Consider the following 13,974-nt stretch of genomic DNA (forward strand, 5'->3'; position numbering starts at 1 on the left):
TGACTGATACACCGCTATCGCGAGCAAGCTCGCTCCCACAGGTACGGTGTCAGGCGAATTCCTCGCGGAGCATCGCCACAAACGCCTCCCGCGCCGGGTGCACCCCGGCGTTTTCGTGCCAGTAAAACAGGTTGTCGACGGCGGTCAGATCGGGGAATTCAAACCCCGCGCACCCCGCGCCTTTGGCGTATTGGTCGAACACGCCTTTGGGCACCAGCGCCACACCAGCCCCGGCGCTGACGCAACCGACAATCGCGCCATAGCTGGCCAGGCTGACAATCGGCAGCGCCAACCCATTGCGCAGTAACCAATGCTCCATCGCCGCCCGGTAAGGACAGCCCTGAGGCCAAAGGAACATCGTCTTGTCATGCAGGTCCGTCACGTCGCGCAACGGCCCGAGGGAGGTTGAGGCGATCAACAGCAACTCCTCGCGGTACATCGGCGTGCGCTTGAGGTGCGAACGCTCGACGTCGACCGCGACGATTGCACCGTCGAGCTTGTGATTGAGCGTGTCGTCGAGCAACTGGGCCCAGGTGCCGGTGGTCAGCTCCAGCGCCACCTGCGGGAAACGCTTGTGGAATTTCGCCAGCAGGCGCGGCAATCGCCCGGTGGCGGACGACTCGATGGCCCCGATGCGCAACGGCCCCGAGGGTTCGGCCGACGGGTCGACCGCGCGCTTGGCCTCGGCGGTGAGGGCAAGAATTTTCGAGGCGTAGGCCAGGAAGGTTTGCCCCGACGGGCTGATGCGCAACCCTCGGCCCTCACGCAGAAACAGCGCGACACCCAGTTCGGCCTCCAGGGCCTTGATCCGTGCTGTGATGTTCGACGGCACGCAGTGCAACAGCTCGGCCGCGCGAGCGATGCTGCCGACGTCGGCGACGGTCTTGAACATGCGAATCTGTGCCAGCTCCATACATCACCCACAGTGAACGATTAGCGCAGTATAAGTCAGTTGTGGCGAACGATCCGCTTTCTGATACTCGGTGCATCCACCCACAGGTGCACGACCATGACGCCGCTCACACCCTCCCCCGTTTCCCCCTGGAAAATCATCCTGGCCATGGCGTTTGTCGTGGCGTGCTGGGGCTATTCCCCGACCGGCATCCATATCGGATTGCAGGCCTACGACCCCGTACATCTGGCGCTCCTGCGCTTCCTGCTGGCTTCCGTGTTCATGGCCGTGGTCGCGATGTTCAAGGGCATTTGCCTGCCGAATATTCGAGACTTGCCGTTGATGTTTGGCCTGGGCTTCTTTGCCGTGAGCCTGCACCACGTGGCGATCAACTTCGGGCAGCAGGGTGTCAGCGCTGGCGCTTCGAGTGTCCTGGCCCAGACCACGCCGCTGTTCAGCACATTGATCGCGCGCTTCGTGTTCAAGGATCAGGTGAGCCCGTGGCGCTGGGGTTGTGTGCTGCTCGGGTTGTTTGGCGTGGTGATTGTGGTGGCGGGCGATCATGGCCTGGGCAGCATCGATGCCCACGGCCTGCTGATCCTGTTGGCGGCGGTGTCCTGGAGTCTCTACTTTGCCCTGCAAAAGCATCACACCGGGCGTTACGACGGCTTGACGCTGGTGTGTTACACGGTGTGGTCCGGAACGGCGCTGTTGCTGGTTTTCTTGCCCGGCCTGCTGGATCAAGTCGCCTTGGCACCGATGCGCGTGCAGTTTGCGGTGATTGCCCTGGGGATATTCCCCAGCGCCCTGGCGTACCTGGCCTGGGCCTATGTGCTGGCGCATGTCGATTTGAGCCGGGCGACGATGACCCTGTATTTGACGCCGCCGACGGCGATGGTCATTGCGTCCTATGCGCTTGGCGAGCGGCCGACATTGATGATCGTGATCGGCGGGCTGGTGGTGTTGGCGAGTGTGCTGGCGTTGAATCTGGAGCGGCGGGCTGTGGTTGTTCAAGCTGTCAGGGTCTGATCCATGTTTTTCGCTGTCAGGTCTGGCGCTATCGCGAGCAAGCTCGCTCCCACAGGGGAGTTGCAGTGCTCACACAATCGATGTGGGAGCGAGCCTGCTCGCGAAGAACGATGACACGGTGCAACTGAAAAACAGACAACCTCAGCTAGCCGAAAACCGGTCACGGCTGTTGGTCAGGTGCAGCCACATCGCCGCCCGCGCCGCGTCCGGGTCCTGGCGCTTGATGGCGTTGAGAATCGCCTCGTGCTCCAGGTTGGCCAACTGGCCGAGCTTGCTCAAGTCCACCGCGCCACGCTCGGCGGCATTGACCCGGGTGCGCGGGATCATCGCACTGCCCAGGTGCTGCATGATTTCGGTGAAACACAGGTTGCCGGTGGCTTCGGCGATCAGCAGATGAAAACGCCGGTCCGCTTCGACACAACTGTCGTTGTTGGCCAACAGACTTTGATAGTCATCCAGCGCTTCACGCATCTGCGCCAGTTGCAGATCGGTGCGGCGAGCTGCCGCCAGCGCCGCCGCCTGGGTTTCCAGGCCCATGCGCAACTCCAGAATGCTGCGCACCCCCAACGCGGTATCGACATTCAGCCGCAGCCCCTGCTCCGGTGCGCGCTCGATCACGAACGTGCCAATTCCGTGCCGGGTCTCCACCAGCCCCGAGGCCTGCAACTTCGAGATCGCCTCGCGCACCACCGTGCGACTGACCCCGTGTTCCTGAACGATGGTGTTTTCCGACGGCAACTTGTCGCCGGGCAACATCTGGCCGAGCAGGATGCGCTGGGTCAGTTTCTCCACCAGGTCATGGGCCAGGTTGTGGCTGCGCTTGCGGGCGGGTACTTCGAGGTCTTCTTGCATGAGGGTGTCCGGAAATCAGGGCTATCGAATCGTAGCACCGTGCCGGGCGGGAATCCTGAAAAACATCGCTCAACTTGTATGACAACACTCAACAACCAGCCCATATTGATTCATTTCAAAGGCCATCAACCACCACCAATAGAATAAAAAACCTCTGGCAACACGCCATTTCATTGAATAATCGTGGTTGCAAGATCAAAAAATCTAGTTGTATGATGTCTAGCAACAACGCAGCACCCAGCTTCACCCCGCATAAAAATAACGAGTGGGAGAAAAACGCAGTGAATACATCCATCCCCGGGATGCACGACGACGCCAATTCAGCGCTGAAGTCCGCCATCGCCAAAGTCAAACGACACGTCTTGCCGCTGTTCGTCATCATGTTCATCGTCAATTACATTGATCGCGTGAACATCGGTTTCGTCCGCGCCCACATGGAACACGACCTGGGCATTGGCGCGGCCGCCTACGGCCTGGGTGCCGGTCTGTTCTTCATCGGTTATGCACTGTTCGAGGTGCCCTCCAACATCCTTCTGCAGAAAGTCGGCGCACGCATCTGGCTGACCCGGATCATGCTGACCTGGGGCCTGGTCGCCGCGGGCATGGCGTTCATCCAGAACGAAACCCACTTCTACATCCTGCGTTTTCTGCTGGGCGTGGCCGAAGCCGGGTTCTTTCCCGGAGTGATCTACTACTTCACCCGCTGGTTGCCCGGTGTGGAGCGCGGCAAGGCGATTGCCATCTTCCTCAGTGGCTCGGCGTTCGCGTCGCTGATCTCAGGCCCCCTGTCCGGTTTGCTCCTGCAAATCGAAGGGCTGGGCCTGCACGGCTGGCAGTGGATGTACTTCATCGAGGGCATGTTTTCGGTGGGGTTGTGCGTGTTCGTCTGGTTCTGGCTGGACTCCAGGCCCCACGACGCCAAATGGCTGAGCCGCGAAGAGCAGGACGCGCTGGTCAAGGCCATCGACGACGAACAACTGGCCCGGGAAGCCGCCACGCCGATCAAGCCGTCGCTGGGCAAATTGCTCAAGGATCGCCAGATCATCCTGTTCTGCCTGATCTACTTCTTTATCCAGTTGACCATCTACGCCGCGACCTTCTGGCTGCCGAGCATCATCAAGAAGATGGGCGACCTGAGCGATGTCCAGGTCGGGCTGTTCAACTCGATTCCGTGGTTGCTGTCGATTGTCGGCATGTACGCCTTCGCCTCCCTGTCGGCCAAATGGAAACACCAGCAAGCCTGGGTCGCCACTGCCCTGCTGATCGCCGCGGCCGGGATGTTCATGTCCACCACCGGCGGGCCGGTCTTCGCCTTCGTTGCGATCTGCTTTGCCGCACTGGGCTTCAAATCGGCCTCGTCGCTGTTCTGGCCGATTCCCCAGGCCTACCTGGACGCACGAATCGCGGCTGGCGTCATCGCGCTGATCAACTCGGTGGGCAACCTCGGCGGCTTCGTTGCGCCGACCACTTTCGGCCTGCTGGAAGAGCGCACCGGCTCCATTCAAGGCGGGCTGTACGGCCTGGCCGCGACCTCGATCATTGCCGCCATCATCGTGTTTGCCGCCCGCAACAAACCCAAGTCCGCGCCTGCCGTCGAATCGGCCAAAGCTGCGCCACGCCACGCTTGAAAGGATAAAAAAATGACTGCACAAGAAATCGCCAAGGCCCCGACCATCACCAGCATGCAGATTGTTCCGGTGGCCGGCCATGATGGCATGCTGCTCAACCTGAGCGGCGCCCACGGCCCGTTTTTCACCCGCAACATCGTGATCCTCAAGGACAACGCCGGCCACACCGGTGTCGGCGAAGTGCCGGGGGGCGAGCGCATCCGCCAGACCCTCGAAGACGCGCGAAGCCTGGTGGTCGGCAGCCCGATTGGCACTTATCAGAAGATTCTCAATCAGGTACGCCAGACCTTCGCCGACCGCGATGCCGGTGGCCGCGGTTTGCAGACCTTCGACCTGCGCATCACCATTCACGCCGTCACCGGCCTGGAAGCCGCGTTGCTCGACTTGCTCGGCCAGCACCTGGATGTGCCAGTGGCCGCCCTGCTCGGCGAAGGCCAGCAGCGCGATGAAGTGAAGATGCTCGGCTATCTGTTTTATGTCGGCGATCGCAACGAAACCGACCTCGCCTATCGCAGCGAACCGGACGCAGACAACGACTGGTTCCGCGTGCGTCACGAGAAAGCCATGACCGCCGATGCGGTGGTGCGCCTGGCTGAGGCGGCTCACGCCAAATATGGCTTCAAGGACTTCAAGCTCAAGGGCGGCGTGCTCAGCGGCGACGCCGAAATCGAAGCGGTCACGGCCCTGGCCGAACGCTTCCCCGATGCGCGCATCACCCTCGACCCGAATGGCGCCTGGTCGCTGAAAGAAGCCATCCGCCTGTGCCGCGATCAGCACCGCGTGCTGGCCTATGCCGAAGACCCGTGCGGGGCGGAAAACGGTTACTCGGGACGCGAAGTCATGGCTGAATTCCGCCGGGCCACGGGCCTGAAGACCGCGACCAACATGATCGCCACCGACTGGCGGGAGATGGGCCACGCGATCCAGTTGCAGTCAGTCGACATTCCCCTGGCCGACCCGCACTTCTGGACCATGCAAGGCTCGGTGCGCGTAGCGCAGATGTGCCACGAATGGGGCCTGACCTGGGGTTCGCACTCCAACAACCACTTCGACATCTCCCTGGCGATGTTCACCCATGTTGCGGCGGCCGCGCCGGGCGAGATCACCGCCATCGACACCCACTGGATCTGGCAGGACGGCCAGCGCCTGACCAAGGCCCCGCTGCAAATCGTCGACGGCTGCGTGCAGGTGCCGCAGAAACCGGGGCTGGGGGTCGAGTTGGACATGGATCAACTGGCCAAGGCCCATGAGCTATACAAAGGCATGGGCCTGGGGGCGCGGGATGACAGCGTGGCGATGCAGTTCCTGATTCCCGGCTGGAAGTTCAATAACAAGCGGCCTTGCCTGGTGCGTTGAATCAACGGTTGCGCGTGGCCGCCTGTTGGCCGCCTATTTTAAAAAGCGCTCGGAGCATGGCGCTTCACACCCTAAAATGACGCGCAACTGAATCAACGACGGATGAAACCAACATGGACAGGCTGAAAACCATCGCCGCTTGCATGGCGATATTCGCCGCAGGTCAATGCGTGGCGCAGGATCAAATCGAGACACTGGTGAACGCCGCTGTACAACCGGTGATGCAAGCCGAGGGCATTCACGGCATGGCCGTGGCAGTCACCGTCAACGGCCAGGCGCATTACTTCAACTATGGCGTCGCCTCGATAGAAACCGGCAACCCCGTCACGCAAGACACCCTGTTCGAAATCGGCTCCGTCAGCAAAACCTTCACCGCCACCCTCGCCGCCTACGCCCAGGCCACGGGCAAGCTGTCGCTGTCGGACAAGGCCAGCCAGGTCCTGCCGGCCTTGCGCGGCAGTGCGTTCGACCACATCAGCGTACTGCAACTGGGCACCTACAGCGCTGGCGGCTTGCCGCTGCAATTCCCCGCTGAATATGATTCGGCCGACAAAATGCTCGGCTACTACAAACAATGGAAACCGCTCTACGCCCCCGGCAGCCACCGACTGTATTCGAACCCCAGCCTTGGCCTTTTCGGCTACCTCGCCGCGCAAAGCATGGGCCAGCCGTTCGATGAACTGATGGAGAAAACCCTGCTGCCGAAACTGGGCCTCAAGCACACCTATGTGCATGTGCCGCAGGATCAGATGGCGCTGTACGCCCAGGGCTACAACAAGGACGGCAAACCGGTACGTGTCACCCCGGGTGCGCTGGACTCCGAGGCGTATGGGGTGAAAACCAGCGCCGCCGACTTACTGGCCTACGTCGGCGCAAACATGAAGCCGGCGTCCCTGGAAAAGCCGTTGCAGCAAGCTATCGCCTTGACCCATAGCGGTTACTACACCGTCGGCAATATGACCCAGGGCCTCGGTTGGGAGATGTATCGCTACCCGATTACACTGGATCGCTTGCTGGACGGCAACTCCACGCCGATGGCCATGGAGGTGCACAAGGTCCAATGGCTGAACCCGCCACAAGCGCAGCCAGAGAACGTGCTGATCAACAAGACCGGTTCAACCGGTGGCTTTGGTGCTTACGTGGCGTACGTGCCAGCGAAGGACATCGGTATTGTGATGCTGGCCAACAAGAACTACCCGAATGCGCAGCGGGTCAGGATTGCTCATCGGATTTTGAGTGCCCTTGCCCAATAGTTCCTGTCTCGTCTGCTCCCCGCCCGAACTCAGTGTCGGATCAATCATCCGGCATTTCAGGCGGCTTGGCGGGCTTGGCCGGTTTGCCAGGTTTTGTACCTTTGGCGCCTTTGGCCGCCGGCTCCGCTTCCGCGACGGGAACAGCCACGGTCGCGGTAAATTCTTTCTCGGCCGCCGGCAACTGATCGACAGCGCTGAAAATCTCGTCCAGCTTGAAGGTATCCGATTGTTCAAGTTTCTTTTCGCCGTCCTTGCCGACCAGAATCACCTTGGTCTTGGCGCCGGCACCCAGCTTGAGCGAGCGGATCAGCGCCGCGGTGTCCTGCGGCCCCAGGTCCTTGCCGTCGCGTTGGCCCATCAGGTTGAGTACGGTGTAGAGCACCATGTTGCGGTCAGTGAATCCCTTGCGATTGGCCGGCTCATCCAGGGACTTTTTCAGGCTGACCCAGTTGGGATCAACGGTGCTTGGAGCGATGACAATCAGTGGCCGGGCCCTGCCTTTGTCCATGTCCAGCGGTGAGTCGCCATCGGCGGCGAACGAGGTGCCGGCAATCGCCAGCAAAGTAGCCAGGGTCAGTGACCTGATGAGCATGCGCATCTCCTTTTGATATCCACGCTCTAATGATTGCGCATCGCGGCGATCGTTCCGGGTGACGTACCGCAAATATTTTTCGCCTTGCCCCAAGCTTAGGTCAGGGCGGTCATTGCGCAACAGGCTGGGCTAATCTGAAGACTCATGACAACCCGCCTGATCCGTCGCGAGGACTGGCCCATGAGCACTCAGTTGAACCACACCATCGTCTGGTGCCGGGACAAGCAGGTTTCGGCGAATTTCCTGGCCAGCCTCCTTGGCCTGCCCGCCCCGCAGCCCTTCGGGCCCATGCTGATCGTCAAACTGGATAACGGCGTGTCACTGGATTTCTACGACAACGACCCGCCGATTGCGTCTCAGCACTACGCATTCTTGGTGGGCGACGAGGATTTCGATGCAGCCTTCGCACGCCTGCAAGCCAACGGTCAGCCGTGGTGGGCCGACCCGGGCAAGCAGCGACTGAGGGAGATCAATGATTACGCGGGAGGACGGCGGGTGTATTTCGATGACCCGGACGGGCATCTGCTGGAAATATTCACCCGCGAATGAAGCTGGCGTGGCGGCTTGAATCAGAACGCCAGCTTGTAGCCGATCAGCAACAGCATGGTCGCCAGGCAAGGGCGCAGCAGTTCGTCGGAGATGCGCCCGGTCAGGTGGCTGCCCAGGTAAATCCCCGGTAACGAGCCCACCAGCAAGTAACCCAGGACGTGCCAATCCATGTTGCCCATGCTGGCATGGCCAAGGCCCGCGACCAGGGTCAGCGGCACGGCGTGGGCGATTTCAGTCCCCACCAGGCGGCGGGTCGGCAGCATCGGATAGAGAATGAACAGTGCCACGGTGCCCAGTGCACCGGCGCCGATGGACGTCAGCGCGACCATGGTGCCAAGGACCAGCCCGGTGATGACTGTCATCACGTTCAAGCGCAGTCCGCTGGGGTTGTAGTTGCCGCCCGCACGTTTGTGGGCGAAGTCGAGCAGGCGCTTCTTGAACAGGATCGCCAGTGCCGTGGCAAACAACACAAAACCGAGGGCCTGCTTGATGATCGCGTTCATCGCCTCGGGGGCGCTGTGCAGGGTACTGAGGAACCACAGCGTCAACGCCACCGCAGGCACGCTGCCCAAGGTCAGCCAGCCGGTGATCGCCCAGTCGATGTTGTTGTTCTTGCGGTGAACCAGTACGCCGCTGGACTTGGTGATGGCGGCGTACAGCAGGTCGGTACCGACCGCCGTCGCCGGGTTGATGCCGAACCCTAGCAGGATCGGGGTCATGAGCGACCCGCCACCTACGCCAGTCATGCCGACGATGAAGCCGACAACCAGCCCGGCAACGACCAACCCGATGTTCAGTAAATCCATGAATACGTCCACAACGATCGCAGGGGAAATCCGGACCGCAGCATAGCGGCATTTCTTATAACCATCTATATCGATGCGATCTATCTTTATACCAGAAGCCCCCCCTCCCACAGGGTTCTCTACTGGATTCACTGCACTGGCAGGAAATTCAGGAACAGCAGGCTCTGGGCATAGTTCAGGCCGATGCGCCGGTAGCGTTCGTCGAGCATCTGGGTCAGCAGGTCCAGCCGGGCGACGATCTTGCCGAACTCGACGGCAAAGCTCAGGTTGCTGCCCTCCTCCGAGATCTCGTTGGAGAACAGCAAGGGCTGGCCCTCTTTGTTCTGTCGCTGGCTGAGGATCCAGGTGGCGATCTCGATATTGCGCGCGGCATTGCTGACGAATACCGGGTTGATCGTATCGGTCATGTAGAACTCGAGGCGATTGCCATGGGCGGTCACCAGCATGCTGCCGATGGCATAGATGAACGCCCCGACCCGGTCGCCGAGAAACTCCGGGCTCATGGCAAAACGCAGGGCCGCGAGGTCCTTTTTTCCACCCAGGGTCGGTAATGGCTGCTGCAGCTCAATGGCCATGCGCACTTGCTTGCCGGCGGTGCGGGCATCGAGGAAGCCGGACTTTTTCAGCTCATCGGGGTTACGCAGGTAGAGCTTGCTCATCAGCAGGTAAAGACTGTTGAGGTTGTCGCGCATGGTCAGGGTGGCCATGCGGTCGACGCTGGTCTGCAGGAACTCCTGGGGTTTGCCTTCGCGCATCTGATTGATGATGTCGCCGCCCTGCTGCTGGCTGCAACCGGTGACGAAGAACATCGACAGACCTGCCAGCAGCAGGCAATGACGGCGGATTTTAGTGGTGATCGCGGGTGAAACTCGAGCCATGGGTTCTTGGACTTGGGCATGGGCCGGCGGTGGGGATCGCCGCAGGCTGCCATGGATAGAGCCGGACATTTAGAAAAAGTGCAGTATCGGGCGGTACCAATCGATCACTGGCAGGGGAATGTTCAAAGTAAAAACGGATCAGAAAATCGTGGGGACGGTACACACTCCCTGTAGGAGCTGCCGCAGGCTGCGATCTTTCGATCTTGAACAATCAAAGTCAAAAGATCGCAGCCTGCGGCAGCTCCTACACTATTCACCGAATACACACAGGAGGCTTTGCATGCGCACGCTTGAACTGGCTGGCACCAGGGTCCCGGTCATCGGCCAGGGGACCTGGCAGATGGGCGAAGACCGTTCACGGCACACGGAAGAAGTCGCGGCACTGCGCCTGGGTATCGAACTGGGCATGACCCTGATCGACACCGCTGAGATGTACGCCGAAGGCGGCGCCGAGGAAGTGGTCCGCGATGCCATCGCCGGCCAGCGCGACAGGGTCTTTCTGGTCAGCAAGGTGTACCCGCACAACGCCAGTCGCCAGGGCATTCCCCTGGCTTGCGAGCGAAGCCTGCGCAGGCTTGGCACCGATTACATCGATCTGTATCTGCTGCATTGGCGCGGCCAGTATCCCCTGGAGGAAACCGTCGACGCCTTCGAGCGCCTGCGCGAAGCCGGCAAGATCGGCCGTTGGGGCGTGTCCAATTTCGACCTCGACGACTTGCTGGAACTGGACGCCCCGGCCTGTGCCACCAATCAGGTGCTCTACAACCTGGAACAACGGGGCATAGAATTTGATTTACTGCCCTGGAGCCAGCAACGGCGGTTGCCGGTCATGGCTTACTGCCCGATTGGCCAGGGCGGTAAAATGCTCTTCGATGCCACGCTCAAGCAGGTAGCCGCCCATCACGGCGTCGCACCTGCACAGGTAGCACTGGCATGGATACTGCGTCAGGACGGAGTGATCGCCATCCCCAAGGCGGTCCGACTCGAACATGTACGCCTCAACGCCCAGGCCGCCACGTTGCAGCTTGAGCCCGGGGATCTGGAGGCGCTGGACCAAGCGTTTCACGCGCCACAACGCAAACAGCGGCTGGCCATGGTCTGAACCACCGCAGTCAGAGAGCTTCGCCATGAGAAGCACCGACCACCTGGACCCGTTCAATCTGCAACGCTTTCTCCAGGCTCAGGACCCGGTATTCGACCGGGTGCAAAACGAGCTGAACAACGGACACAAGCGCAGTCACTGGATGTGGTTCATTTTTCCGCAGTTTGCCGGGCTCGGCGACAGCGAGATGTCGCGCCGCTTTGCCATCCGCTCGCGGGAGGAAGCCCTGGCCTACCTTGAGCATCCGTTGCTGGGCGCCCGGCTACGTACCTGCACCCAGGAAGTGCTGAACATCAGGGAGCGCTCGGTAGCCGGGATTTTCGGCCATCCCGACGACCTGAAGTTTCACTCCTCGATGACCCTGTTTGCGCAAGTCACCGCCGCCGACAGTCTTTTCCAGCAAGCCTTGAACCAGTACTTCCACGGCATCCTGGATGACTGGACCCTGTCGCTGATGGACTCAAAACAGGCCCAGTTGCCCACCAATCAGGGTTGAGAAGTCGTCGTCGACAAACGGCAGTATCGCGTCCGCCACCGGTTGCAGCTGCCGGGTGATGTAGTGGTCGTAATCGATGGGCGCGCTGCGCACTTCCAGCGGTTCAGGGCCGGCGACGGTGATCACGTAGCTGATCCAGCCGCCGTTCTGGTACTGGCGCGGGCGACCCTGCCGGTCGTTGTACTCGTCGGCCAGGCGCGCCGCGCGCACATGGGGCGGTACGTTGCGCTGATAGTCATCAAGGGTGCGGCGCAGGCGTTTGCGGTAGATCAGCCGGTCATCGAATTCACCGGCCAGGGTCTTGCGCACGTAGTCACGCACATAATCCTGGTAGGGCTTGCGCAGGAAGATCCGCGAATACAGCTCCTGCTGGAATTGCCGGGCCAGCAGCGACCAGTCGGTGCGCACGGTTTCCAGGCCTTTGTAGATCATTTCATCGCTGCCGTCGTCACGGGTGACCAGTCCGGCGTAGCGCTTTTTACTGCCCTCTTCGGCGCCGCGAATGGTCGGCATCAAAAAACGCTTGTAGTGGGTTTCGAACTGCAATTCGAGAACACTTTGCAAGCCGTATTCCTGCTGCACGTGCTCGCGCCACCACTGATTGACGTGCGCCACCAGCGCATGGCCGATCTGCGCCGCCTCCTGCTGGCCATGGGCGCGACGTAGCCAGACGAAAGTCGAGTCGGTGTCGCCGTAAATCACCGCATGCCCCTGGGCTTCGATCAACTGGCGGGTGCGCAGCATGATTTCGTGCCCGCGCAAGGTGATGGACGACGCCAGGCGCGTGTCGAAGAAGCGACAACCGCTGGAGCCGAGTACGCCGTAGAAGGCGTTCATGATGATTTTCAGCGCCTGGGACAGCGGCGCGTTGTGTTCACGCTTGGCGGTTTCCCGGCCTTCAGCCACCCGGGCGACGATGGACGGCAGGCAATGCCGGGTGCGAGAAAAGCGCGCACCTCGAAAACCCGGCACCGACTCACTGTCGTCCGGGTGCTTGAGCCCTTCTATCAGCCCCACGGGGTCAATCAGGAAGGTGCGGATGATTGACGGATAGAGGCTTTTGTAGTCGAGCACCAGCACCGACTCGTACAACCCCGGCTGCGAATCCATGACAAAACCGCCGGGGCTGGCTTGCGGTGGCTTGCCACCAAGGTTCGGCGCAACGAAACCCTGACGGTGCATCAGCGGCATGTACAAGTGCGTGAACGCCGCCACCGAACCGCCCATGCGATCGGTCGGCAAACCGGTGACGCTGGCCCGTTCCAGCAGGAAGGTGAGCAACTCGGTCCTGGCGAAAATCCGCGTGACCAGTTCACAGTCCTTGAGGTTGTATTTGGCCAGCGCCGGTTTGTCCTCGGCGAACATGCGATTGATTTCGTCCATGCGCTGGTACGGGTTGTCGATGGACTTGCCCTCGCCGAGCAAGGTTTGCGCGACGTTTTCCAGGCTGAACGAGGGGAAACTCCAGGTCGCCGAACGCAAGGCCTCGATACCGTCGATGATCAAGCGGCCAGCGGCTGAAGCGAAGAAATGGTTGCCGCTGCCGTGTTCACGCCACTGCATTTCCTCGCCGCCACGCCCCAGTTTCAAGGGCACCGCCAGGCGTCGGGCGTGCTCGTGGAGCACCCGCAAGTCGAACTGCACGACGTTCCAGCCGATGATCGCGTCGGGGTCGAACCGGGCAAACCAGTCGTTGAGCTTTTTCAGCAGCAGGGTCCGCGAATCGCAGTATTCAAGCTGGAAATCCACCTGACTGGCGTCGCCATTGGGTGGACCGAGCATGTACACCTGACGCTCGCCGCAGCCTTCCAGGGCGATGGAGTACAACTCGCCCTGGGCCGTGGTCTCGATGTCCAGGGACACCAGTTTCAGGCTCGGACGGTAATCGGCATCGGGTTTCATCTGGGCGTCGAGCAGCAAGCCCTCGGCATTCGGCGTGCCACTGAAGCGCACCGGCGCGGTGATGAAGCGTTCCATCATGTAGCGTTCCGGCGGGCGCACGTCGGCCTCGAACACCTCGACACCGGCCCGGCGCAGCGCGGTTTCCAGGCGCATCAACTGGCCATGTTGCTGGCAGTAAAGCCCGAGGACCGGGCGATGTTCGAAGTCCTGCAGGGCCAGAGGCCTGAGCTCGACGCTCTTCTCGTCATGCAAAACGCTTTCGGCGGGCTGGCGCTGCGCAGCGGGGATGAACGCCACCGACGGTTGATGAGGCAGGCGGATACGCCGGGGACCGCTGTCGGTCGCCAGCCAGAACTCGACTTCCGTACCGGCCGGGGTGTCGCGCCAATGCCGGGTCAGGACGAAGCCCTGCTGTAGATCCACCACTGCAAACCTCGAAACTGATTCAGAGGGTGATTCTACCCGTCATCAGTCGCGATAGCGCGTTCGTCGCCGGTCTATCAGGCAGACACCTATCCTGTGGGAGGTGTGCCGGACCGGAAATGTGAGGTTTGCCGAAAAAAACCGCCAAATGACGTTTTTTGCGTGTTATCTGCCGCATTCGCCCTTGCCCTGAAGGCTCGCGTCTACGATTCTTCA

At 61.1% G+C, this 13,974-nt stretch carries 13 protein-coding genes; 7 read left to right on the forward strand and 6 right to left on the reverse strand.

Features of this window, described 5'->3' with window-relative positions:
• Positions 1 to 49: 49 nt before the first annotated feature.
• Positions 50 to 913, reverse strand: coding sequence for a LysR family transcriptional regulator (locus AC3IP0_RS19230; protein ID WP_489316600.1), 864 nt, complete (start codon positions 911 to 913; stop codon positions 50 to 52).
• 96 nt (positions 914 to 1,009) lie between these two features.
• Between AC3IP0_RS19230 and AC3IP0_RS19235 the strand changes: the two genes are divergently transcribed.
• Positions 1,010 to 1,921, forward strand: a complete 912-nt coding sequence (locus AC3IP0_RS19235; protein ID WP_489316601.1) for a DMT family transporter — start codon at positions 1,010 to 1,012, stop codon at positions 1,919 to 1,921.
• A gap of 141 nt (positions 1,922 to 2,062) precedes the next feature.
• Here AC3IP0_RS19235 and AC3IP0_RS19240 read toward each other — a convergent pair whose 3' ends face one another.
• Positions 2,063 to 2,773 (reverse strand): FadR/GntR family transcriptional regulator, encoded by a 711-nt coding sequence (locus tag AC3IP0_RS19240; RefSeq protein WP_489316602.1) that lies wholly within the window; start codon positions 2,771 to 2,773, stop codon positions 2,063 to 2,065.
• A 281-nt stretch (positions 2,774 to 3,054) separates the two neighbouring features.
• Here AC3IP0_RS19240 and AC3IP0_RS19245 point away from each other — a divergent pair, with 281 nt between their 5' ends.
• The 3 genes from AC3IP0_RS19245 (at position 3,055) to ampC (ending at position 7,010) form a co-directional block, all read left to right on the forward strand.
• Positions 3,055 to 4,401 (forward strand): MFS transporter, encoded by a 1,347-nt coding sequence (locus tag AC3IP0_RS19245; RefSeq protein ID WP_489325646.1) that lies wholly within the window; start codon positions 3,055 to 3,057, stop codon positions 4,399 to 4,401.
• 12 nt (positions 4,402 to 4,413) lie between these two features.
• Positions 4,414 to 5,757 carry a glucarate dehydratase gene (gudD, locus tag AC3IP0_RS19250; protein ID WP_489325647.1) on the forward strand — a complete coding sequence of 448 codons (1,344 nt, stop codon included), beginning with the start codon at positions 4,414 to 4,416 and terminating at the stop codon, positions 5,755 to 5,757.
• 143 nt (positions 5,758 to 5,900) lie between these two features.
• A complete protein-coding gene (gene ampC, locus AC3IP0_RS19255) occupies positions 5,901 to 7,010 on the forward strand; it encodes a class C beta-lactamase (RefSeq protein WP_489327819.1) in 1,110 nt (369 codons plus the stop codon).
• A 40-nt stretch (positions 7,011 to 7,050) separates the two neighbouring features.
• Here ampC and AC3IP0_RS19260 read toward each other — a convergent pair whose 3' ends face one another.
• A complete protein-coding gene (locus AC3IP0_RS19260) occupies positions 7,051 to 7,602 on the reverse strand; it encodes a DUF4174 domain-containing protein (protein WP_489316605.1) in 552 nt (183 codons plus the stop codon).
• Positions 7,603 to 7,782: 180 nt separating this feature from the next.
• On the opposite strand from AC3IP0_RS19260, the gene AC3IP0_RS19265 reads away from it, so the two are divergent.
• Positions 7,783 to 8,151, forward strand: a complete 369-nt coding sequence (locus AC3IP0_RS19265; protein WP_489316606.1) for a VOC family protein — start codon at positions 7,783 to 7,785, stop codon at positions 8,149 to 8,151.
• A gap of 20 nt (positions 8,152 to 8,171) precedes the next feature.
• Here the strand turns inward: AC3IP0_RS19265 and AC3IP0_RS19270 are convergent, their stop codons facing one another.
• Positions 8,172 to 8,957: a sulfite exporter TauE/SafE family protein gene (locus tag AC3IP0_RS19270; protein WP_489316607.1), complete on the reverse strand. Its 786-nt coding sequence runs from the start codon at positions 8,955 to 8,957 to the stop codon at positions 8,172 to 8,174.
• A 128-nt stretch (positions 8,958 to 9,085) separates the two neighbouring features.
• Positions 9,086 to 9,835, reverse strand: coding sequence for a hypothetical protein (locus tag AC3IP0_RS19275; RefSeq protein ID WP_489316608.1), 750 nt, complete (start codon positions 9,833 to 9,835; stop codon positions 9,086 to 9,088).
• Positions 9,836 to 10,115: 280 nt separating this feature from the next.
• Between AC3IP0_RS19275 and AC3IP0_RS19280 the strand changes: the two genes are divergently transcribed.
• On the forward strand, positions 10,116 to 10,937 hold the full coding sequence (locus AC3IP0_RS19280) for an aldo/keto reductase (protein ID WP_489325648.1): 822 nt from the start codon (positions 10,116 to 10,118) through the stop codon (positions 10,935 to 10,937).
• Positions 10,938 to 10,962: 25 nt separating this feature from the next.
• The gene (locus AC3IP0_RS19285; protein ID WP_489325649.1) at positions 10,963 to 11,433 is read left to right on the forward strand and encodes a DUF1810 domain-containing protein; all 471 of its coding nucleotides are present in this window, start codon (positions 10,963 to 10,965) and stop codon (positions 11,431 to 11,433) included.
• Here the strand turns inward: AC3IP0_RS19285 and AC3IP0_RS19290 are convergent.
• A complete protein-coding gene (locus AC3IP0_RS19290; RefSeq protein ID WP_489325650.1) occupies positions 11,398 to 13,758 on the reverse strand; it encodes a DNA polymerase II in 2,361 nt (786 codons plus the stop codon). The two genes, AC3IP0_RS19285 and AC3IP0_RS19290, sit on opposite strands and share 36 nt — an antisense overlap.
• Positions 13,759 to 13,974 lie beyond the last annotated feature (216 nt).

The sequence above is a fragment of the Pseudomonas sp. GL_103 genome, assembly GCF_057835175.1.